This is a genomic window from Streptomyces sp. NBC_00090 (genome assembly GCF_045160815.1).
Lineage (GTDB): Bacteria > Actinomycetota > Actinomycetes > Streptomycetales > Streptomycetaceae > Streptomyces.
Genome location: NZ_CP108224.1, coordinates 5,859,801 through 5,880,156, shown reverse-complemented (window position 1 = coordinate 5,880,156; position 20,356 = coordinate 5,859,801). Strand labels below are relative to the sequence as shown.

At 71.7% G+C, this 20,356-nt stretch carries 19 protein-coding genes and 2 tRNA genes; 10 read left to right on the top strand and 11 right to left on the bottom strand.

Annotated features, from left to right (window positions below):
• Positions 1-30 precede the first annotated feature (30 nt).
• Positions 31-846 carry an SOS response-associated peptidase gene (locus OG361_RS26515; protein ID WP_405857411.1) on the bottom strand — a complete coding sequence of 272 codons (816 nt, stop codon included), beginning with the start codon at positions 844-846 and terminating at the stop codon, positions 31-33.
• A gap of 49 nt (positions 847-895) precedes the next feature.
• Here OG361_RS26515 and OG361_RS26510 point away from each other — a divergent pair, with 49 nt between their 5' ends.
• The 4 genes from OG361_RS26510 (at position 896) to OG361_RS26495 (ending at position 4,364) form a co-directional block, all read left to right on the top strand.
• Positions 896-1,579 (top strand): M50 family metallopeptidase, encoded by a 684-nt coding sequence (locus OG361_RS26510; protein ID WP_405857409.1) that lies wholly within the window; start codon positions 896-898, stop codon positions 1,577-1,579.
• A gap of 20 nt (positions 1,580-1,599) precedes the next feature.
• Positions 1,600-2,931, top strand: a complete 1,332-nt coding sequence (gene aroA, locus OG361_RS26505; protein ID WP_405857407.1) for a 3-phosphoshikimate 1-carboxyvinyltransferase — start codon at positions 1,600-1,602, stop codon at positions 2,929-2,931.
• Positions 2,932-2,934: 3 nt separating this feature from the next.
• On the top strand, positions 2,935-3,948 hold the full coding sequence (rsgA, locus tag OG361_RS26500) for a ribosome small subunit-dependent GTPase A (protein ID WP_405857405.1): 1,014 nt from the start codon (positions 2,935-2,937) through the stop codon (positions 3,946-3,948).
• Positions 3,949-4,040: 92 nt separating this feature from the next.
• Entirely contained in the window at positions 4,041-4,364 is a 324-nt protein-coding gene (locus OG361_RS26495) for a DMT family transporter (protein WP_384577970.1), read from the top strand.
• Here OG361_RS26495 and OG361_RS26490 read toward each other — a convergent pair.
• The gene (locus OG361_RS26490; protein ID WP_405857402.1) at positions 4,256-4,900 is read right to left on the bottom strand and encodes a TetR/AcrR family transcriptional regulator; all 645 of its coding nucleotides are present in this window, start codon (positions 4,898-4,900) and stop codon (positions 4,256-4,258) included. The genes OG361_RS26495 and OG361_RS26490 overlap by 109 nt on opposite strands.
• Positions 4,901-5,021: 121 nt before the next feature.
• On the opposite strand from OG361_RS26490, the gene hisN reads away from it, so the two are divergent.
• Positions 5,022-5,831, top strand: coding sequence for a histidinol-phosphatase (hisN, locus tag OG361_RS26485; protein WP_384577966.1), 810 nt, complete (start codon positions 5,022-5,024; stop codon positions 5,829-5,831).
• A gap of 227 nt (positions 5,832-6,058) precedes the next feature.
• Positions 6,059-6,448, top strand: coding sequence for a cyclic nucleotide-binding/CBS domain-containing protein (locus OG361_RS26480; protein ID WP_405857400.1), 390 nt, complete (start codon positions 6,059-6,061; stop codon positions 6,446-6,448).
• A 101-nt stretch (positions 6,449-6,549) separates the two neighbouring features.
• On the opposite strand, the gene OG361_RS26475 is transcribed toward OG361_RS26480, so the two are convergent.
• The gene (locus OG361_RS26475) at positions 6,550-8,019 is read right to left on the bottom strand and encodes a catalase (protein WP_405857398.1); all 1,470 of its coding nucleotides are present in this window, start codon (positions 8,017-8,019) and stop codon (positions 6,550-6,552) included.
• A 149-nt stretch (positions 8,020-8,168) separates the two neighbouring features.
• Here OG361_RS26475 and OG361_RS26470 point away from each other — a divergent pair, with 149 nt between their 5' ends.
• Positions 8,169-8,588: a Fur family transcriptional regulator gene (locus tag OG361_RS26470; RefSeq protein ID WP_150266252.1), complete on the top strand. Its 420-nt coding sequence runs from the start codon at positions 8,169-8,171 to the stop codon at positions 8,586-8,588.
• 143 nt (positions 8,589-8,731) lie between these two features.
• Here the strand turns inward: OG361_RS26470 and OG361_RS26465 are convergent.
• From OG361_RS26465 to OG361_RS26450, 4 genes are all read right to left on the bottom strand, one after another.
• Positions 8,732-8,805 (bottom strand) — tRNA-Met (locus OG361_RS26465).
• A 69-nt stretch (positions 8,806-8,874) separates the two neighbouring features.
• Complete coding sequence (locus tag OG361_RS26460; protein WP_405857396.1) at positions 8,875-10,857, bottom strand: tetratricopeptide repeat protein; 1,983 nt, start codon at positions 10,855-10,857, stop codon at positions 8,875-8,877.
• A 202-nt stretch (positions 10,858-11,059) separates the two neighbouring features.
• A tRNA-Met gene (locus OG361_RS26455) sits at positions 11,060-11,133 on the bottom strand.
• 45 nt (positions 11,134-11,178) lie between these two features.
• Positions 11,179-14,070 (bottom strand): UPF0182 family protein, encoded by a 2,892-nt coding sequence (locus OG361_RS26450; RefSeq protein WP_405862444.1) that lies wholly within the window; start codon positions 14,068-14,070, stop codon positions 11,179-11,181.
• A gap of 135 nt (positions 14,071-14,205) precedes the next feature.
• Between OG361_RS26450 and OG361_RS26445 the strand changes: the two genes are divergently transcribed.
• The gene (locus OG361_RS26445; RefSeq protein WP_405857394.1) at positions 14,206-14,757 is read left to right on the top strand and encodes a PPA1309 family protein; all 552 of its coding nucleotides are present in this window, start codon (positions 14,206-14,208) and stop codon (positions 14,755-14,757) included.
• Positions 14,758-14,870: 113 nt separating this feature from the next.
• Here OG361_RS26445 and OG361_RS26440 read toward each other — a convergent pair whose 3' ends face one another.
• From OG361_RS26440 to OG361_RS26425, 4 genes are all read right to left on the bottom strand, one after another.
• Positions 14,871-15,959, bottom strand: a complete 1,089-nt coding sequence (locus tag OG361_RS26440; RefSeq protein WP_405857392.1) for a PDZ domain-containing protein — start codon at positions 15,957-15,959, stop codon at positions 14,871-14,873.
• Between the two features lie 72 nt (positions 15,960-16,031).
• A complete protein-coding gene (locus OG361_RS26435; RefSeq protein ID WP_405862736.1) occupies positions 16,032-16,163 on the bottom strand; it encodes a hypothetical protein in 132 nt (43 codons plus the stop codon).
• A gap of 289 nt (positions 16,164-16,452) precedes the next feature.
• Positions 16,453-16,914 (bottom strand): molybdenum cofactor biosynthesis protein MoaE, encoded by a 462-nt coding sequence (locus tag OG361_RS26430; protein ID WP_384573830.1) that lies wholly within the window; start codon positions 16,912-16,914, stop codon positions 16,453-16,455.
• Positions 16,915-17,063: 149 nt separating this feature from the next.
• Complete coding sequence (locus OG361_RS26425) at positions 17,064-18,173, bottom strand: SDR family oxidoreductase (protein ID WP_405857389.1); 1,110 nt, start codon at positions 18,171-18,173, stop codon at positions 17,064-17,066.
• A 213-nt stretch (positions 18,174-18,386) separates the two neighbouring features.
• Between OG361_RS26425 and OG361_RS26420 the strand changes: the two genes are divergently transcribed.
• Together OG361_RS26420 and OG361_RS26415 are read left to right on the top strand one after the other, a co-directional pair.
• The gene (locus tag OG361_RS26420) at positions 18,387-19,823 is read left to right on the top strand and encodes a zinc-dependent metalloprotease (RefSeq protein WP_384573836.1); all 1,437 of its coding nucleotides are present in this window, start codon (positions 18,387-18,389) and stop codon (positions 19,821-19,823) included.
• A complete protein-coding gene (locus tag OG361_RS26415; RefSeq protein ID WP_405857387.1) occupies positions 19,820-20,341 on the top strand; it encodes an NUDIX hydrolase in 522 nt (173 codons plus the stop codon). Before OG361_RS26420 ends, OG361_RS26415 begins: the two co-directional genes overlap by 4 nt.
• The last annotated feature ends 15 nt before the right edge of the window (positions 20,342-20,356 follow it).

Genomic DNA, 20,356 nt, shown 5'->3' with positions numbered 1-20,356 from the left:
GTGCTTCCGGCCCTCGCGCTGCCGGGCCGCTCAGAACAGCGTGCCCTCCTCCGGGCCCTCCAGCTCCGTCAGGAGCTCGGGGCCGTTGTTACGGACGTTGCTGACCGCCGTCGACACCGGGTAGGCCCGCATCAGCCCCTCCGGCGGTGCGACGAGCAGCCCGCGCAGCTCCTCCGGGTCGGTGCGCGCCGGGTCGAGCCAGGCGTCCCAGCGCTCCTCCGTCAGCATCAGCGGCATCCGGGGGTGGATGTCGGCGAGCGAGCGCGGGCCCTCGGCCGGGGCCACCCCCAGCGGGCCCGTCTCGGCCTCGGTGGTGACGACCGAGCAGGTCACCCACCACGCGGAGGGGTGCTCGTCGGGGAGGGTGCGGTCGCGCCAGAACTCGTAGAGACCGGCCATCGCGAAGACCGAGCCGTCCGCGGGGGTCACGAAGTACGGCTGCTTCCGCGGCCGCTTCTTCTTCCCCTCGACCTCCAGGTCCCGCTCCCCGGAGCCGGTCACCCACTCGTAATAGCCGTCGGCGGGAAGGATGCAGCGGCGGGCCGCGAACGCGCGTTTGAAGGAGGGCTTCTCGTGCACGGTCTCCGCGCGCGCGTTGATCATCCGGGCGGCGCCCTCCGGCGTCTTCGCCCAGGACGGGACCAGTCCCCACTTCAGGGCGCGCAGCTGGCGAACCGGACGCCGTGATCCGGCGTCTTTCAGAGGACGCTCCAGGACCGCCCAGACCTCTTTGGTGGGGGCCACGTTCCAGTCCGGGGCCAGGGTCTCCTCCGGCTCCCACTTCTCTACTTCGAAGACGTCGACGAGATCCTCGGGCCGCCGACTCGCTGCATACCGTCCGCACATACGTGCCACACTGCCACGATCCCCGACCTCCCGAGGAGCGGCCCGAACGATGGACCTCTTCAGCCCGCAGGCCGCCCCGGCCGAGTGGCTGGTGATCGCCGCCGCGGTCGCCGCCCTCGCCGTCACCGTGCCCCGCCGCGTCTGGCTCCTGGCCCGCAACGCGATCACCATCGCCCACGAGGGCGGCCACGGAATCGTCGCCCTCGCGACCGGCCGCCGCCTCGAAGCGATCCGGCTGCACTCGGACACCAGCGGACTGACCGTGACCCGGGGCCGCCCGACCGGTCTCGGCGTGGTCCTCACGCTGGCCGCCGGGTACACCGCCGCCCCGCTGCTCGGCCTCGGCGGCGCCGCCCTCCTCGGCTCGGGCCGGGTCACCCTGCTGCTCTGGGTCGCGACCGGCCTGCTGCTCGCGATGCTCGTGATGGTCCGCAACGCGTACGGGATCCTCACCGTCCTCCTGACGGGCGCGGCCTTCCTCCTCGTCTCCTGGCTGACCGCTCCCGAGGTCCAGTCGGTCTTCGCCTACGCGGTGGTCTGGTTCCTCCTCCTCGGCGGCGTCCGCCCGGCCTTCGAGCTCCAGGCGAAACGCCGTCACGGCGGCGCCCCCGACTCGGACGCGGACCAGCTCTCGCGCCTCACCCATGTGCACCCGGGGGTGTGGCTCCTCTTCTTCCACACGGTCTCGATCTCCGCCCTGATCGGCGGCGGGCGCTGGCTCCTGCGCTTCTGACTCACCCGTACAGTGAGTCCATGACCGCAGCAGCTTCCGTGCACCCCGACCCGTCCTCCGACCTCTGGCCCGCCCCGTACGCCCGCGGCGCCGTCGACGCGACCGTCACCGTGCCCGGATCGAAGTCGGTCACCAACCGGGGCCTGGTCCTCGCCGCGCTGGCCTCCGAGCCCGGCTGGCTGCGCCGCCCGCTGCGCTCCCGCGACACCCTCCTGATGGCCGAGGCGCTGCGCACCATCGGAGTGAAGATCGAGGAGGGGGTGGGCCCCGACGGCACCGGCGAGGCCTGGCGGATCATCCCCGCCCCGCTGCGCGGCCCGGCCACCGTCGACGTCGGCAACGCCGGCACGGTCATGCGCTTCCTGCCGCCGGTCGCGGCGCTCACCGACGGCCCGGTGCGCTTCGACGGGGACCCCCGCTCCCACGAGCGTCCGCTGCACGGCGTGATCGACGCGCTGCGCGCGCTCGGCGCCCGCATCGAGGACGACGGCCGGGGCGCCCTCCCCATGACCGTTAACGGCACCGGGAGCCTGGACGGCGGCACGGTCGAGATCGACGCCTCCTCGTCCTCCCAGTTCGTCAGCGCCCTGCTGCTCTCCGCGCCCCGCTTCAACCAGGGCGTCGAGGTGCGGCACGTGGGCGCGAAGCTGCCCTCGCTGCCGCACATCCGGATGACGGTCGACATGCTGCGCTCGGTCGGCGCCCAGGTCGACGAGCCGGAGCACGGCGGCGCGCCGAACGTGTGGCGGGTGGCGCCCTCCGCGCTGCGCGGCCGGGACCTGGTCGTCGAGCCGGACCTGTCGAACGCGCAGCCGTTCCTGGCCGCGGCGCTGGTGACCGGCGGCCGGGTGACCGTCCCGGACTGGCCCGAGCGGACCACCCAGCCGGGTGACGCGCTGCGGGAGATCTTCACCGAGATGGGTGGCTCCTGCGAGCTGACCGAGGCCGGGCTGACCTTCACGGGTACGGGCCGGATCCACGGCATCGACGTGGACCTCGGCGAGGTCGGTGAGCTGACCCCCGGCATCGCGGCGGTCGCGGCGCTCGCCGACTCCCCCTCCACCCTGCGCGGCGTCGCCCATCTGCGGCTGCACGAGACGGACCGCCTGGCGGCCCTCACCAAGGAGATCAACGAGCTCGGCGGTGACGTGACCGAGACCGAGGACGGGCTGCACATCCGCCCCCGCCCGCTGCACGGCGGCGTCTTCCACACGTACCACGACCACCGCATGGCGACGGCGGGCGCGATCATCGGCCTCGCGGTCGAGGGCGTGGAGATCGAGGACGTGGCCACGACGGCGAAGACCTTGCCGGACTTCCCGATGATGTGGACCGAAATGCTCGGGGTCTGATCCATGCGGCGCTACGGCAAGAACACCGACGAGGACGACATCCGCCAGCGGCCCAACCGCAAGGGCACCCGTCCCCGTACGACCATCCGCCCGAAGCACGAGGACGCCGTCGAGGGCATGGTCCTCACCGTCGACCGGGGCCGGCTGACCTGTCTGGTCGACGACCGGGTCGTGACGGCGATGAAGGCGCGCGAGCTGGGCCGCAAGGCCGCCGTGGTCGGCGACCGGGTCCAGATCGTCGGCGACCTCTCGGGCGAGAAGGACACGCTGGCCCGGATCGTGCGGATCAGCGAGCGCAGCTCGGTGCTCCGGCGCACGGCCGACGACGACGATCCGTACGAGCGGGTGGTCGTCGCCAACGCCGACCAGCTGGCGATCGTCACCGCGCTCGCCGACCCCGAACCGCGCCCCCGGCTGATCGACCGCTGCTTGGTCGCCGCGTACGACGGCGGGCTCTCGCCGCTCCTCGTCCTGACCAAGTCGGACCTGGCGTCGCCGGACGCGCTCCTGGAGATGTACGGGGCGCTCGGCGTCCCCCATGTGGTCACCACCCGCGACGAGTTCGTCGACGGCGTCGCCGCCGAGCGGGTCCACGAGCACCTGAAGGGCCGGACCACCGCGTTCGTCGGCCACTCGGGTGTCGGCAAGACGACGCTGGTCAACGCCCTGGTCCCGGCGGACCGGCGGCGTTCCACGGGTGTGGTCAACGCGGTCACGGGCCGCGGCCGGCACACCACGACCTCGGCGCTCGCCCTGCCGCTCGACGACAAGCAGGGCGGCTGGGTCATCGACACGCCCGGCGTGCGCTCCTTCGGCCTGCACCACGTCGACCCGTCCCGGGTGATCCTCGCCTTCCCCGACCTCGTACCGGGTACGGAGAACTGCCCCCGCGCGTGCAGCCACGACGAGCAGGACTGCGCCCTCGACGCCTTCGTGGCGGAGGGTCACGCGGACCCGGCGCGGCTGTACTCGCTGCGCAGACTGCTCGCGACCCGCGAGCGACGCGAGGGCGACTGACCCGTAGGCGTTTACGGTCGACCGCTGCCGGTAAGTGCATAATCGCACCAAGTGCGACGAAAGCAGTCACCGACGGCGTGGGAGGCACTGACATGGCGTGGCTGCTGGTGGTGGTGGCCGGTGTCCTGGAGACCGGCTTCGCGGTCTGCCTGAAGCTCTCGCACGGGTTCACCCGGCTCTGGCCCACGATCGCGTTCGCGGCCTTCGCCCTCGGCAGTTTCGGGCTGCTCACCCTCGCGCTGCGCAAGCTGGACGTGGGTCCGGCGTACGCGGTGTGGACGGGGATCGGCGCGGCCGGTACGGCGATCTACGGAATGGTCTTCCTCGGCGACGTCGTCTCCACCCTCAAGATCGTCTCGATCACGCTGGTCATCGCGGGCGTCATCGGCCTCCAGCTCTCCGGCTCCTCGCACTGACCCTCCGGCCGGCCGGAGGGCACCGGGGGCGCGACGACGTGGCTGAGGGCGAGCCGGACGGCGAGCTCGCACCCGGCCGCCCACCGCTCGCCCGCGCAGGCCGCGGTCGCCGCCACGAGCTCGCCCGGCGCGGGCGGTCCCGCGTCGGCGCGGCGCTGGGCGGGTACGGGGGCGGGACGGGCGCCGGGTCTGACGGGCCGGGGCACGGGCAGCCGCTCGTTCCAGGCCCCGGTCAGCAGGGCCCGCAGTATCGGGCGGGCGGCGGCCCGGGCGACGGTCCACTCGGCGACGGCGACGAGGTTCCGCTCGGGCGGTCCGGGGGCGGCGAGCAGCGCTTGGACACCGTGCAGATAGGCGTCGGCCTCCTGGCGTACGAGGGCGCGGGCGAGCCCCTCCTTGCTGCCGAACTCGTTGTAGAGGGTCTGCCGGGAGACCCGGGCGGCGGTCGCCAGGTCGACCATCCGCACGGTGGACCAGGACCGGTCGGTGAGCGCGGCGAGCGCGGCGGAGAGCAGGGCCTCGCGGGCAGTCGGCATCCTCGCCTCCCGGACCGACCGAAACGTTTCCGTGCCCAGCGTCGACAGGCGTCCCCGCACTGTCAAGGGCGCCGGTGGACGGTTCTCCGCGCGGGGATCACGCGGAGATAGAGTGCCGACCATGGCCGACTACCACGATGATCTGCGTCTCGCCCACGTCCTCGCGGATGCCGCCGACGCGGCCACCATGGACCGATTCCAGGCGCTCGACCTCAAGGTCGAGACGAAGCCGGACATGACTCCGGTGAGCGAGGCCGACAAGGCCGCGGAGGAGCTGATCCGCGGCCAGCTCCAGCGGGCCAGGCCGCGCGACGCGATCCTGGGCGAGGAGTACGGCGTGGAGGGCTCGGGCCCGCGCCGCTGGGTGATCGACCCGATCGACGGCACCAAGAACTACGTGCGCGGGGTGCCCGTCTGGGCGACCCTGATCGCGCTGATGGAGGCCGGCGAGACCGGCTTCCAGCCGGTGGTGGGTGTGGTGTCGGCCCCGGCGCTCGGCCGCCGCTGGTGGGCGGCGAAGGGCCTGGGCGCGTACACGGGCCGCAGCCTGGCCTCGGCGACCCGGCTCGGGGTGTCGAAGGTGGCCTCCCTCGAGGACGCCTCCTTCGCGTACTCCTCGCTGAGCGGCTGGGAGGAGCAGGGGCGGCTCGACGGCTTCCTCGACCTCACGCGCGCGTGCTGGCGGACCCGCGCGTACGGCGACTTCTGGCCCTACATGATGGTCGCCGAGGGCTCCGTGGACATCTGCGCCGAGCCGGAGCTGTCCCTGTGGGACATGGCCGCGGTGGCGATCGTGGTCCAGGAGGCGGGCGGCACCTACACGGGTCTGGACGGCCGGCACGGCCCGCACAGCGGCAACGCGGCGGCGTCCAACGGCCTGCTCCACGGCGAGCTGCTGAGCTACCTGAACCAGGAGAGCGCGGAGGACTGAGCCCGCGGGACGCGCGTGCGCGTCCCATCGCACGTGCCGCGCGTGCGGGACCGATCACACCCGCCGGGTGTACGGGGCCGAGCGCCGCCGTCGCTCCCCGGGGGCGCCTCGCGCGCCCCCTTGTCGGGCTTCTCCCCCGGTGTCACTCTGAGAGTCCCCCCACTTGTGAACTTGTGAATCGGTTCTCGTTGAGGCGCGAACGGTTCACCAAGGAGGTGGCTCCGCCCATGCTCGTTCGTGACGCCATGAGCACAGTGGTCCTCACCATCGGCCCCGCCCACACCCTCCGACAGGCGGCCCGGCTGATGTCGGCGCGCCGCGTCGGCGCGGCCGTCGTCCTCGACACCGACGCCGGCGGGCTCGGCATACTCACCGAGCGCGACATCCTCAACTCCCTCGCCAGGGACCAGGACCCCGACCTCGAGACCGCGAGCTCCCACACCACCCACGACGTCGTCTTCGCCGCGCCCACCTGGACCCTGGCGGAGGCGGCCGAGGCGATGACACACGGCGGCTTCCGTCACCTCGTCGTCCTCGACGACCGGGGCCCCGTCGGCATCGTCTCCGTACGGGACATCATCCGCTGCTGGATCCCGGTGCACAGCGTCGCGAACTGAGCGAGCTCGGGAGCCGACCGGGCTCGGGAGCGGCCGGACACGGGAGCGGGCCGGACTTCTGTACGGAAGTCCGGCCCGCGCCCTACCTACGACAAGCGCCCTCAGCCACGCAGGGCCTGGACCGCGGCGTCGAGCCGCTTGCCGAAGTCACCGTCCGCCTGGCGGAAGTTGTCGATCGCCCGCTCGGCGATGTCGTCCCGCGAGACCTTGGCGATGAAGCCCGCCAGGTTCTCGACGAGACGGCCCTTCTCGTCCTCGGACATCAGGCGGTAGAGGTCGCCCGCCTGGACGAAGTCGCTGTCCTCGGAGTGCGAGGGGGCGGCGTGGTCACCGGTGGCACCGGTGACGGGGAGCGGCTGCCACAGCGGACGGTCCGTCTGGAACGGGCCGCCGAAGCTGTTCGGCTCGTAGTTCTTCGCGCCCTTGTGGCGGCCGTCGTAGAGGTGGCCGTCACGGGAGTTGGTGCGCGCCTCGGTGGCGTGCGGGCGGTTCACCGGCAGGTGGTCGGCGTTGATGCCGACGCGGTAGCGGTGGGCGTCGCCGTACGCGAAGAGACGGCCCTGGAGCATCTTGTCCGGGGAGGGGCCGATGCCGGGCACGAAGTGCGCCGGGCTGAAGATCGACTGCTCGACCTCGGCGAAGATGTTCTCCGGGTTGCGGTTGAGCTCCAGCTTGCCGATCTCGATCGGCGGGTAGTCCTCGTGCGGCCACACCTTGGTGAGGTCGAACGGGTTGAAGCGGTACTCGGCCGCGTCGGCCGCGGGCATGATCTGGACCTGCACGGTCCAGGTCGGGAAGTCGCCGCGCTCGATGGCCTCGCGCAGGTCGCGCTGGTGCGAGTCCGGGTCCTCGCCGGCGAGGCGGTTGGCCTCGTCCTGGGTGAGGTTCTTGATGCCCTGGTCGGTCTTGAAGTGGTACTTGACCCAGAAGACCTCGCCGGCCTCGTTGTTCCACTGGAACGTGTGCGAGCCGTAGCCGTTCATGTGACGGTACGAGGCGGGGATGCCGCGGTCGCCGAAGAGCCAGGTGACCTGGTGGGTCGACTCCGGGGAGAGACCCCAGAAGTCCCAGACGTTGTCCGCCTCCTGCGAGCCCGAGTACGGGTCGCGCTTCTGGGTGTGGATGAAGTCGGGGAACTTGATGGCGTCCTTGATGAAGAACACCGGGGTGTTGTTGCCGACGAGGTCGTAGTTGCCCTCTTCGGTGTAGAACTTCAGCGCCCAGCCGCGCGGGTCGCGGACCGCGTCGGCCGCGCCGAGGTTGCCCGCGACGGTGGAGAAGCGCAGGAACGTCTCGGTCTCCTTGCCGACCTCGGAGAGGAACGCGGCGCGCGTCCACTGCGAGACGTCACGGGTGAGCGTGAAGGTGCCGTAGGCACCCGCACCGCGCGCGTGGACCACGCGCTCCGGGATGCGCTCACGGTTGAAGTGGGCGAGCTTCTCCAGGAGGAGCTGGTCCTGTACGAGGACCGGACCGCCGACGCCCGCCGTCTCGCTGTTCTGGTTGTCGGCGACCGGCGCGCCGGCCTCCGTGGTGAGCGGTCCCTGCGTCACGTGCGCCTCCTGCGTCATGTCCTGCGTGTCCTGTCCTCGACCCGAACCCTCTTCAGGGTCTTGGCCAATGCCGGGATCGATCCTACGATAGACATTGTCTAAGTCAAGTGAACTTCCAAAGTCACACCCGTTCGGGACCGAGCTCCCCGACTGTTAGGCTGGCCCTCATGAGTGACCTGTTGGAACGACTGCGCGGCCGCGGCTGGCGGATGACCGCGCAGCGGCGCGTCGTGGCCGAGGTCCTCGACGGGGATCATGTGCACCTGACCGCCGACGAGGTCCACGCCCGCGCTGTCACGCGACTGCCCGAGATCTCGCGCGCGACCGTGTACAACACGCTGGGCGAGATGGTCACCCTCGGCGAGGTCATCGAGGTCGCGACGGACGGCCGCGCCAAGCGGTACGACCCCAACGCCCACCGACCGCACCAGCACCTGGTCTGCGGCCGCTGCGGCGCGATCCGCGACGTCCACCCGGCGGGCGACCCGATGGCGGACCTGCCGGACACGGAGCGCTTCGGCTTCACGATCTCCAACGTCGAGGTCACGTACCGGGGCATCTGCCCGAGCTGCGCCACGACGGCCTGACGCCGCCACGACTTCATCGAGAAGGGCCCCCGCTTCCGGCGGGGGCCCTTCTCGTACTCCAGCGCGGCACTCCGCGACACTCCGCAGCACGACGAAGGCCCGGATCCGATCAAAATCGGATCCGGGCCTTCGTTGCTACTGAGTAGCGGGGACAGGATTTGAACCTGCGACCTCTGGGTTATGAGCCCAGCGAGCTACCGAGCTGCTCCACCCCGCGTCGGTAAACACGACTCTACGGGACGCCCCCCGACCAGCGCAAATCCGTTCCGCCGGGGCCCTGACAGGGCTACGCGGTGAGCTCCTGGTGCAGCGCCTCGCTCAGCCGGGCCGCGCGCTCGGCGACCTCCGCCGGGCCCAGCTCCACCGCGCGGGCGCACCAGTGACGCCCCTCGGTGAGCTCGCCCCGGCGCGCCGCGAGCAGCGCGAGCCGGAGCGCGGCGCGGCCGTGGCCGGCCCGGGCGGCCCGGGTCCACCAGAGCGCGGCCTCGCGCTCGCTGCCCTCGCGGGCGAGGAGCAGCCCGAGGTTGAAGGCGCCGTTGCGGCTGCCCGCCTCCGCCGCCTCGCGGTACCAGCGGTCGGCCTCCGCCAGGTCGCCGCGCCCGGCGGCGAGCATCCCGACCCGCACCTGGGCACGCCGGTGCCCCTGCTGGGCGGCCCGCTCGTACCACTCCTCGCACTCGGTCTTCTCGTCCCGGGGCGCACCGAGCACGGCGGGGCCGGGCTCGGGCCGGCGCGCGTCGAGGACCGTGGCCAGCCGGAAGGCGGCCTCGGCGCTGCCGCCGCCGGCCGCGCACCGCAGGTGCCGCTCGGCGGTCCGCTCGTCGCCGTCGCGCAGGGCCGCGATGCCGACCTGGAGGGCGGCCTCGGTGTGCCCGGCGGCGGCGGCCCGCTCGTACCAGACGAGGGCCGTACGGTCGTCGTCGCGGCCCGCGTGGAGGATGCCCAGGTTGAAGGCGGCGTCCACGCTGCCGGCCTCGGCGGCCTTGGAGAACCACGGCTCGGCGCCGTTGGCGTCGCCGGCCTGGAGGAGCAGCACGGCGAGCGCGTTGGCGGCCTCGCGGTGGCCCGCGTAGGCGGCGCGGCGGTACCACTGCTCGGCCTGCGGGATCCGGTCCTGGGCGGCGCAGAGCAGCCCGAGGTTGTACGCCCCGTTGACGTCGCCCGCGTCCATGGCGGCCCGGTACCAGCGCTCGGCGGTCTGCTGCTCGCCCCTGGCGGCGTGGAGCGCGCCGAGGGCGTTGGCGGCGTTGCCGTCGCCGTCCTGGGCGGCGCGCAGCCACCACACGGCGGCGCTCTCCTGGTCGCCCGCGTCGCGGAGCAGGAAGCCGAGCGCGCAGGCGGCCTTGGCCTCGCCCTCCTTGGCGGAGCTGAGGTACCAGCGGCCGGCCTCCTTGAGGTCGCCGCGCTTCTCCAGGATCGCGCCGAGGTGCAGGGCGGCGCGCCGGTGTCCCCGGGCGGCGGCCTGTCGGAACCACTGCTCGGCCTCGGTGGGCTCGGCCGTGGGCGGGTCGGGGTCCGTGACGCCGCCGGGGCCGGCCGGCGGGACAGCGCCCGCGCCGCCGGGCGCCCGGAGCCGGGAGCCGGTCTCGTGCGGTCCGCGGCCGGCCTCGTGCGGCCCTCCGCGGCCCGGCTCGGTCGCGCGGCGCTCCAGCGCCACGGCGAGGCGGTAGGCGGCCTCGCGGTGGCCCTGCTCGGCGGCGGCGCGGAGCCAGCGCTCGGCGCCGACGTCGCTGCGGTGCTCGAGGAGGTCGGCGAGGGCGTAGGCGCCGAGGGCGTGGCCCTGCTCGGCGGCCTGGCGCAGCCAGTACTCGGCGGCCGGCTCGTCGCCGCGCTCGCGGTGGTGGCGGCCGAGGGCGTGGGCGGCGGGCGCGGAGCCGGCGACGGCGGCGACCCGCCACCAGCCGGCGGCCTCGTCGGCGTACCCCCGCTGGTGCAGCAGGACACCGAGGTTGTTGGCGGCGGCCCGGTCCCCCTGGGCCGTGGCACCCCGCAGGTAGGGCTCCGCACCGTCGAGGTCACCGCGGCGCAGCAGCAGCGCGCCGAGCGCGCTCATCGAGGCGAGGTCTCCGCGCTCGGCCGCGCGCCGGTGGCGCGCCTCGCTCTCGGTTTCCGTCTCGGTCTCGGTGTCGGCATCGGTCTCGGCGGTGGTGTCGACGGCCGCATCGACGGCCCCCACTGCCTCGATGATCTCGTCTGCGGCGTTTCTGGCGTGCCGCTGCACAAACCGCCCTGTCTCCAACAGAGTTGCCCTGTCCCCCATAAATACCATCGTCGCACCACCCGCAACCCGAGCACACCTGGTATACCGCAGCCAGTGAGGTCACTCAGCGTTTTGTCGACATGCCCACAGAGAGACAAGTCAAACACGCCTCACACCAACTCGCCCCCTCCGTACCGCTCTTCGGTGCCCCCCGTCATCTCGACACACGACGAGGGCCCGGATCCTTATGGATCCGGGCCCTCGTTCTGAGTAGCGGGGACAGGATTTGAACCTGCGACCTCTGGGTTATGAGCCCAGCGAGCTACCGAGCTGCTCCACCCCGCGTCGGTGAAACCACAGTATCACGACGCGGGGACGGAAAACCTCAGGTCAGCCGCCTGCCCCACTCGACTTCAGCTTCGCTCCGGCGTCCGCGGCACGCTGGAGGGCCGCCTGGAGGTCCTCCTGCGCCTTGCCGTACGCCGTCCAGTCGCCCTTCTGGAGCGCCGCCTCACCCGCGTCGTACGCCTTCTGCGCGTCGGCGATCGCCTGCTTCAGCGCGGCGTCGTTCGACGTCGGCGGCGGAGGTGTGGTGCCCGGCGGCGGGGTCGTGGGCGTCGACGGTGCCTCCACCCCGAAGACCGCGTTCAGAGCCTTGGTGAGGTTGTCCTCGAACACCGTGGTGTCCTTGGTCGTGTCACCGTCCGGCTGGTCCGCGTCCACGTAGGACACCGCGACCTTCTTCAGGAGCGGATAGAGCGCGTTGCGTCCCTGGGCGTACACCGGCTCCACGTACAGGAACCCGCCGTCGAGCGGCACGGTCAGCAGGTTGCCGTACTGGATGTCGGAGTCGGCGCCCTTCATGTCCCGGACGAACTGGGCCACGGACGGCAGACCGTTGAGCTTGCTCTGCACCTGGGCCGGGCCCGGCACGTCCTCGGTGACCCGCAGCAGTCTCAGCCGGCCGTACTCCTTGCTGGTGGCGTCGGCGTCGACCGCCATGAAGCCGCCCAGGTTGGGCCGGCCGCTCGGCGTGAACGTCGTCGTCAGCGAGAAGCGCTGCGCCGTGTCCCCGGGCATCTTCATGCTCAGGTAGTACGGCGGGACCGCGTTGCCGTCCTTGTTGGTCGGGTCGTCCGGCACCTGCCAGGCGTCCGAGCCGCTGTAGAACTGCGCGGGGTCGGTGACGTGGTAGCGGGTCAGCAGCTCGCGCTGGACCTTGAACATGTCCTGCGGGTACCGCAGGTGCTCCAGCAGGTCGCCCTTGATGTCGGACTTCGGCTTGACCGTGTCCGGGAAGGCCTTCATCCAGGTCTTGAGAACCGGGTCCTGCGTGTCCCACTGGTAGAGGTTCACCGTGCCGTCGTAGGCGTCGACGGTGGCCTTCACCGAGTTGCGGATGTAGTTGACCTGGTTCTGCTGGGCGACGACCGCGCGCTGCTGGTTGCCCACGGTCAGGGAATCCGCCGTGGTGTCGCCGAGCGTGGTGCGCGAGGCGTACGGGTAGCCGTTGGTCGTCGTGTAGGCGTCGACGATCCACTGGATCCGCCCGTCGACGACCGCCGGGTAGGCGTCGCCGTCGATGGTCAGCCAGGGCGCGACGGCCTCGACGCGCTCCTTGGGCGTGCGGTTGTAGAGGATCCGCGAGCCCTCGCCGATGGCCCCGGAGTAGAGGATCTGCGGCTCGCTGAAGGCCACCGCGTAGGCGGCGCGGTTGAAGGCGCCGGAGAGGCTGACGCCGCTCTTCTCCTTGTAGCTGGTGGTCTTCTCGCCGTTCTCCTCGTAGTCCAGCTCCTTCTGCGGGCCGCCCACGATCGAGTACTGGTCGGTCTTCTCGCCGTAGTAGATCCGCTGCTGGTACGTGCCGAGGTCACCCGTCGTCGGCAGTCCGGCCTCGGTGAAGACCGGGGAGCCGTTGGCGTCCGTCTGCGTACCCATGGCCATGATCGCGCCGTAGCCGTGGGTGTAGGTGAAGTGGTCGTTGATCCAGTTCCGCTTCGGGATGCCCTTGATGTTGAGCTCCCGCAGACCGACGACCGTGTCCTTGCCCTGGTAGCGGTCGACGTCCAGGGTCGTCGGGAACTGGTAGTACTTCCGCTTCTGCTCCAGCTGCTGGAACGTCGGCGAGACGATGTTCGGGTCGAGGACGCGGTAGCTGGCCGCCGAGTCGGCGTCCGTGCGCAGCTGGTCCTTGGCCTTCACCGTCGACTTGCCCGAGTAGTTCTCCGGCTTCGTCCCGTCGATCGCGTACGCCTTGCGGGTCGCGTCGATGTTCTTCTGGATGTACGGCGCTTCCTTGGCCTGCTCGTTCGGCTGGACCTGGAACTTCTGCACGATGGCCGGGTACAGGCCGCCGATCAGGATCGCGGACAGGACCATCAGACCGAAGCCGATCACCGGCAGCTGCCAGGTGCGGCGCCAGAGCGTCGCGAAGAACAGCACGGCGCAGATCGCGGCGATGCAGAACAGGATGGTCTTCGCCGGCAGGTACGCGTTGGCATCGACGTACCGCAGGCCCGTCCAGTTGCCGGTGGCCTTGAAGTCGCTGGACTTCACCGCCAGGCCGTACCGGTCGAGCCAGTACGCCACGGCCTTCAGCGAGACGAAGACGCCGAGCAGCACCGAGAGGTGACCGGTGGCGGCGGCGGTCGCGCGGGCGCCGGGGCTGGTGATCCGCAGCCCGCCGTACAGGTAGTGCGTGAGCGCGGCGGCGATCAGGGACAGGACGGCGGCCGCGAAACCGAAGGCGAGGAGGAAGCGGTACCAGGGCAGGTCGAACGCGTAGAACGACACGTCGAGCCCGAACTGCGGGTCCTTCTGGCCGAACTTCACCCCGTTGATCCACATCAGCCAGGTGCGCCACTGGCCGGAGGCGGAGGCTCCGGCGATCAGCGCCACCAGGACGGTGACCGCGAGCAGCACCCACTTCTTGAAGGGGGCGACACCCATCCGGTACCGGTCGAGGCTCTGCTGCTCCAGCGACATCGCGCTGAGCGGCGGACGCAGCCGGTACGCCAGCCAGATGTTGAAGCCGACGGCGAGCCCCATCAGCAGGCCGAAGACCGCGAAGAGCCCGATCTTGGTCCACAGGGTGGTCGTGAACACGGACGAGTACTTGACCGAGCGGTACCAGAGCCAGTCCGTCCAGAACCCGGCGAACATCACGAACGCCATGGCCAGCACGGCCAGCACCCCGAGTGTCATGAGCAGGGTGCGGGCCCGCCGTGACGGCCGGCCGACTCTCATCCTTGGCCCGGACGGGCCTCCGCCGCGGTCCGGCATCTGGAAAGCCAACGTGCGCCCCTCGATGTTGATGCGTCTGAAAGCAGGCCCCGCGATCGTAGAGCCCACTGGTGCAACTTACTGAGGCTTTACCTAGTTCCCGTCTTGGGGGGAAGAGGAGGCAGGATGTTCGTCATGTCCAACGTTTCCCCCTCAGGCCCGGCGATGGCCGCGAGCCCCCTCACCCGCGCGGTACTCGAGATCGACGAGTACGCGTCGGGTCTCGGCTGGGACCAGCCGGCCCGCCTGTTCGCCCTCGTCGACACCGCACGGCTCCGTGCCAAGGAACCCGCCCTCGCCTCCCAGCTCGGCCTGGGCGACGACGCCACCGCCTACACCCCGATCGAGCAGGACAAGCTGCCCCGCGGGAAGAAGCTCGACGACTTCCTCGGCACGATCGCCTGGCCCGACGGCGTCGCCGGCTGCGCTCTGACGGTGGAGCGGCTGATGCTGCCCCCGTCGGCGGAGGCCCAGGTGCCGCAGGGGCTGGGCGAGAAGCAGCTCGCCAAGTGGGTGGCCGCGCATCCCGACCGCCAGGAGGTCCGGATGACCGTGGCGGTGCTGCGCAGCGGCGCGCGCGAGGCGGCGATCCGGCTGCGCGAGAAGGACTCGGCGACCGAGGTGCTGACCGGCCCCGACCTGGTGCCGGGACTCGCCGAGGCGCTGTCGGCGACCTTCGAGTCCTAGGCCTGTCCGGCCCCGACGCGCCGGACGGCCGAGCCGCGCCGGTACACGGCGACGGTAAGGAGAAGGGGCGCCCGGTCTTTCGACCGGGCGCCCCTCGTCCGTGTCCGGACCGGTCAGCCCTTCGAGCAGCTCGGCAGGTTCGCCGTGTCGCCCTTGCGGAGCTTCTCCAGCGACTTCGTGGCGTCGTCGATGGTGTCGACCTTGATCAGGGTCAGGCCGTCGGGTGTGTCGGAGGCGGCGGACTCGCAGTTGTCGGCCGGGGTGAGGAAGTACTCCGCACCCGCCTTGCGCGCGCCGACCAGCTTCATGTCGATGCCGCCGATCGGGCCGACCTTCCCCTTGTCGTCGATGGTGCCGGTGCCGGCGACGAACTTCCCGCCGGTGACGCTCTCCGGGGTGAGCTTGTCGACGATGCCGAGGGCGAACATCAGGCCCGCGCTGGGGCCGCCGACATCGGCCAGGTTGATGTCGATCGTGAACGGGAAGACGTGGTCGGTCCCGGCCTGGATGCCGACGATCGCCCGGTCGCCCTCCTCCGAGGTGGCGGTCTTGATGACCACCTTCCGGGTGACGGTCGGCTCCTTGCGCGCCTTCTCGGCCTCGGCCGCCTCCTTGGCGGGGACGATCGTGAACTCGACGTCCTGGCCGGGCTTGCGCTTCGTGACCTGCTTGGCGACGTCACCCGGCTCGGTGACGGCCACACCGTCGACGGCCTTGATGACGTCACCGGCGTGCAGCTCGCCCTCCGCCGGGGAGTCCTTGACGACGGTGGCGACGACGACGCGGCTGGTCACCGGGATGCCCAGCTCCCCGAGTGCGGCCACCTTGGCGCTCTCCTGGGACTGGCTGAACTCCTCGGCGTTCTCCTGGCTCGACTGCTCCTCGGTCTTGCCGTCCGGGTAGAGCGTGTCGTGCGGCACCACCACGTTGTCGTGGGCGAGCCAGCCGTAGACGGCCTCGACCGCGTTCATCCGGTAGTCCGCGCTGGTGACGCGGACCGTCGTCATGTTGAGGTGACCGTCGGTCGGGTAGGTCTTGCGTCCGGAGATCTGGAGGACGGGCTCTCCCCTGGCCTCTCCGAGGGTGTTGACCGTCGGGCCGGGGCTCATCTCCGCGTAGGGCACCGGGATCAGGACGCCTGCGATGAGCAGGGAGATCAACACCAGGGTGGAGGCGAGCATCGTCGCGGTGCGGCGTGGCATGGAACGACAGTACGGGACTCGTCTGTGGGTGCACCCCTGGGGCGGTCCGTACGGGGCGGCCGACGGGCCGCGTCAGCTGGACGTCGACGTGGTGACGGGGGTGACCGTCGTGGCCGTCTCGCGCTCCGGCCGTACATGGTCCTCGGTCGTGTGGGACCGCTCCATCGCGTCCCGGAAGCGTGCGTAGCCGGCGAGCTCGGCCACGTCACCTATCGTCTTGTTCCTCGAAGCCCAGCTTCCCCATATCGCCGCGCCGACGACTGCGAAAAGCGGAATCAGCAACCAGGCCAGCGCTGCCATCCCGACCTCCCATCCCCAGTGAGTTGATCAGCAGACTTTCATCTGTGCCAACAACGCTCGTGCCTGGGGGCCGGTTACGCAAATCGGGCGTTCGGCTACGCGCTGTCGGCGCGTCGCCTTGCGAACCGGAACGAGGGCTCAGCAGGCGCCGACCCTCCCCCGGCCTTCGGCCAGGGACCGGGGGCGAGGGCGCTCAGCAGGCGCCGACCCACTCCTCCGTGCCGTCCGAGAAGGTCTGGTGCTTCCAGATCGGGACCTCGTGCTTGAGGTCGTCGATCAGCTTGCGGCAGGCCTCGAAGGCCTCTCCGCGGTGGGGGCAGGAGACCGCGACGACGACCGCGATGTCGCCGACCCGGAGGTCGCCCACACGGTGCACGGCGGCCAGCGCGCGGACCGGATAGTTGGCGGCGACCTTCTCGGCGACGCGGCGCAGCTCCGCGTCCGCGGTGGGGTGGCAGGAGTAGCCCAGCGCGTCGACGTCCGCGCCTCCGTCGTGGTTGCGCACGGTGCCCACGAAGAGGGTCGTGCCGCCGGAAGCGTCGTCGCCGACGGCCCGGAGGACCTCGTCCACGGAGAGCGGGGTCTCCCGGATCGCGAGGAGCTTGATCGGGTCGGCGGCGGCCTGCTCGCCGGGGTGGTCGTGGGTGCGTGCCATGCGCCCATGGTGCCGTACGCCGCCGACATCCCGGAATAGCGGTTTCGACCGGTGGTCGGAACCCTCTGTAGGAGGGTTCTACAGGCCGCCCGGCCCGGGGTGTGTTCTCGGCCGCACCGGGGCGGCACCCGGACCCCGCCCGGCGCGGGTCAGATCCCGCGCCGCTTCCGCATCTGCCGTACGAGCGCCGCCGTGCCGAGCAGGGCCACGGTCGCGCCGGCCGCGCCCGCCGCCGTCGCGTCCTTGCGGCCCAGGCGCCGGCCGGCGACCGTGTGGCGGCCCTCGGCCTCCTCCAGGAGCGCCGTGAGGACCTCCTCGTTCGTCCACTTGGGCCGCCAGCCGGCGTCGTGGAGCCGTCCGACGCTCACCACCCAGGGGTGCATGGTGTAGGCGAGGTCGCCCGCCGGGGAGGGGGTGAGCCCGATCCGGTGGAGGCGGGCCGCCGCGCCGAGGGCGACGGCGGAGGGGAGCTCCATGCGCCGGATCCCGGAGAGCTCCTCGACCTCCTCCTGCTCCAGCCAGCCCTCGCAGCCGACCGCGAACTCGCCGTCGACCTTCTCCAGGGCCGCGTACTCCAGCGCGCTCACCAGGTCCTCGACGTGGCAGAACTGCCAGGTGGGCCGGGAGCCGGCGACGACGAGCAGCCGGGGCGACTCGAAGTAGCGGGTCAGCGCCGTGTCCGTACCGCCGACGAGGACGGCCGGTCGGACGACGGTGACGTTGAGTCCGGGGTGCGCGCGGGGGGCCCGGCGGCCGAGGCGCTCGATCTCCAGCATGTCGCCGACGCCGGTGGCCTCGGCCGTCGCCCTGAGCTCGGCGTCCTCGGAGAGCGGGATGTCGTTGTCGGGCAGGGCGCCGTAGACCATCGCGGAGGTGCAGAGCACCACCCGGTGCACGCCGGCGGCCGCGGCGGCGGTCAGGACCGTCTGCGTGCCGCGCACGTTGTAGGCCGTTCGGGCGGCGGGGTCGGTCTCCAGGTCGAGATCGACGGCGAGGTGCACGACGACGTCCGCGCCGCGCAGCTTCTCGGCGATGGCCGGATCGCGCACATCGAGAATGTGCCACTGCGCCTCGGCGACCTCGCCCCGGCGCTCGTCGATCGCGACGACCTGCTTGACCTCGTCGGAGGCGGCAAGGCGCCTGGTCAGCAGGTCACCGACGCCGGAAGCGGCACCGGTGACCGCGACGACGGGTCCGCGCGCGGCGGACCGGGTTGAGTGGTTTCGCGCTGCGCGAACCTGAGGATCTGGGGAACTCACCGGGCGTCTCCAGCGGTTGTCTTCAGTACGTACACGCACAACGCGTACGGACCAGGTGGCGTCCATCCTGCCGCAGGGCACGGCCCGGCGGAGCACCGAGCCCATTTCCGGCCCGGATGTCTACGCTGGTGGTGTGCGGGCCTGTCTGGACAGGCCCTGGTCGGGCAGTCGCCGTCGGCAGGAGGCCGGCGGCCCTACGAGCCGAGGAAACCTGTGAGTGACACCCCATTCGGATTCGGCCTTCCGCCGGAGGAGCCGGAGAACGGCGACGAGGGCAAGAAGAAGGACCCCGCCGGAGGTGGCCAGGGCTCCGGCGGCCAGGGCGGCAACCCGTTCGGGGCGAACCCGTTCGGGTTCGGCGGCCTGCCCGGCATGGGCGGCCCGGGCGGTGCGGACAATCCGTTCGCGGCGATGTTCGGCTCGCTGAACCCCAACGATCTGGGTGCGGCCTTCCAGCAGCTCGGGCAGATGCTGAGCTACGAGGGCGGTCCCGTGAACTGGGACATGGCCAAGCAGATCGCCCGCCAGGTGGTGGCCCAGGGCACCGAGGACGGCACCAAGGACGCCAGTGTGGGCCCGGCCGAGAAGTCCGCCGTCGAGGAGGCCGTGCGCCTGGCCGACCTGTGGCTGGACGGCGTGACCTCGCTGCCCTCGGGGGCGAGCACGGCCGTGGCGTGGAGCCGCGCGGAGTGGGTCGAGGCGACGCTGCCGGCGTGGCAGCAGCTCGTGGACCCGGTCGCCGAGCGGGTCGGCGCGGCGATGGGCGATGTCCTGCCGGAGGAGATGCAGGCCATGGCCGGCCCGCTGATCGGCATGATGCGCTCCATGGGCGGCGCCATGTTCGGCCAGCAGATCGGGCAGGCCGTGGGCGCGCTCGCCGGTGAGGTCGTCGGCTCGACCGACGTCGGTCTGCCGCTGGGCCCGGCCGGGCGCGCGGCGCTGCTCCCGCTGAACATCGAGGCCTTCGGCAAGGACCTGGGCGTGCCCTCGGACGAGGTGCGTCTCTACCTGGCCCTGCGCGAGGCCGCCCACCAGCGTCTCTTCGCGCACGTGCCGTGGCTGCGGGCGCATCTGTTCGGCGCGGTCGAGGGGTATGCGCGCGGGATCAAGGTCGACACCTCGAAGCTGGAGGAGGCGGTCGGCCAGCTCGACCCGACGCAACCGGAGCAGCTGCAGGAGGCTCTCCAGCAGGGCATGTTCCAGCCGGAGGACACCCCGCAGCAGAAGGCGTCCCTGGCCCGGCTGGAGACGGCGCTCGCGCTGGTCGAGGGCTGGGTGGACGCGGTGGTCCACGAGGCCGCCAAGTCCCGGCTGACCTCGGCGGACGCGCTGCGCGAGACGCTGCGCCGGCGTCGTGCCTCGGGCGGTCCGGCCGAGCAGACCTTCGCGACGCTGATCGGTCTGGAGCTGCGTCCGCGGCGGCTGCGTGACGCGGCGCGCCTGTGGGCCTCGCTCACGGACGCGCGCGGGGTCGACGGCCGGGACGGACTGTGGGAGCACCCGGACATGCTGCCGACGGCGACCGACCTGGACGACCCGGACGGCTTCGTCCACCGCGAGCACCTCGACTTCTCGGAGCTCGACAAGATGCTCGGCGACGCGGCGAAGGGCCGCTCCGACGACGAGGGCAAGGACGACGACGCGAAGTGACCCTGCACGACGACGCGCTCCTCGTACTGAAGGAGTACGAGGGGCAGGAGGAGCTCCGGCAGGTCTATCTGGACCATCTGGGCGCCCATCCGGACGGCATGTACAAGCCCTGCGGGGCGGGTCACCTCACCGGCAGCGCACTGGTGATCGACCCGTCACGCGAGCGGGTGCTGCTGACCCTGCACAAGAAGCTGGGCATGTGGCTGCAGATGGGCGGTCACTGCGAGCCCGACGATCCGACGATGGAGGCCGTGGCGCTGCGGGAGGCGACGGAGGAGTCGGGGATCGCGGGCCTGACGCTGCTGCCGGGCGGTCCGGTGCGGCTCGACCGGCACCCGATCCCGGCGCCCTGTCACTGGCACCTGGACGTGCAGTACGCGGCGCTCGCCCCGGCGGGGGCGGCGGAGGAGATCAGCGACGAGTCGCTGGACCTGCGCTGGTTCGCGTACGACGAGGTGGCCGGTGTGGCGGACACGTCGGTGGTGCGACTCCTTGAGAGCACGCTCGCACGCCTGTAGCGGGACATGGCTGAG

Bases quoted from the DNA above. Each gene is read 5' to 3' on its own strand.
- OG361_RS26515 (WP_405857411.1), bottom strand. From the start codon at position 846: ATGTGCGGACGGTATGCAGCGAGTCGGCGGCCCGAGGATCTCGTCGAC.
- OG361_RS26510 (WP_405857409.1), top strand. From the start codon at position 896: ATGGACCTCTTCAGCCCGCAGGCCGCCCCGGCCGAGTGGCTGGTGATC.
- aroA (WP_405857407.1), top strand. From the start codon at position 1,600: ATGACCGCAGCAGCTTCCGTGCACCCCGACCCGTCCTCCGACCTCTGG.
- rsgA (WP_405857405.1), top strand. From the start codon at position 2,935: ATGCGGCGCTACGGCAAGAACACCGACGAGGACGACATCCGCCAGCGG.
- OG361_RS26495 (WP_384577970.1), top strand. From the start codon at position 4,041: ATGGCGTGGCTGCTGGTGGTGGTGGCCGGTGTCCTGGAGACCGGCTTC.
- OG361_RS26490 (WP_405857402.1), bottom strand. From the start codon at position 4,900: ATGCCGACTGCCCGCGAGGCCCTGCTCTCCGCCGCGCTCGCCGCGCTC.
- hisN (WP_384577966.1), top strand. From the start codon at position 5,022: ATGGCCGACTACCACGATGATCTGCGTCTCGCCCACGTCCTCGCGGAT.
- OG361_RS26480 (WP_405857400.1), top strand. From the start codon at position 6,059: ATGCTCGTTCGTGACGCCATGAGCACAGTGGTCCTCACCATCGGCCCC.
- OG361_RS26475 (WP_405857398.1), bottom strand. From the start codon at position 8,019: ATGACGCAGGAGGCGCACGTGACGCAGGGACCGCTCACCACGGAGGCC.
- OG361_RS26470 (WP_150266252.1), top strand. From the start codon at position 8,169: ATGAGTGACCTGTTGGAACGACTGCGCGGCCGCGGCTGGCGGATGACC.
- OG361_RS26460 (WP_405857396.1), bottom strand. From the start codon at position 10,857: ATGGTATTTATGGGGGACAGGGCAACTCTGTTGGAGACAGGGCGGTTT.
- OG361_RS26450 (WP_405862444.1), bottom strand. From the start codon at position 14,070: ATGCCGGACCGCGGCGGAGGCCCGTCCGGGCCAAGGATGAGAGTCGGC.
- OG361_RS26445 (WP_405857394.1), top strand. From the start codon at position 14,206: ATGTCCAACGTTTCCCCCTCAGGCCCGGCGATGGCCGCGAGCCCCCTC.
- OG361_RS26440 (WP_405857392.1), bottom strand. From the start codon at position 15,959: ATGCCACGCCGCACCGCGACGATGCTCGCCTCCACCCTGGTGTTGATC.
- OG361_RS26430 (WP_384573830.1), bottom strand. From the start codon at position 16,914: ATGGCACGCACCCACGACCACCCCGGCGAGCAGGCCGCCGCCGACCCG.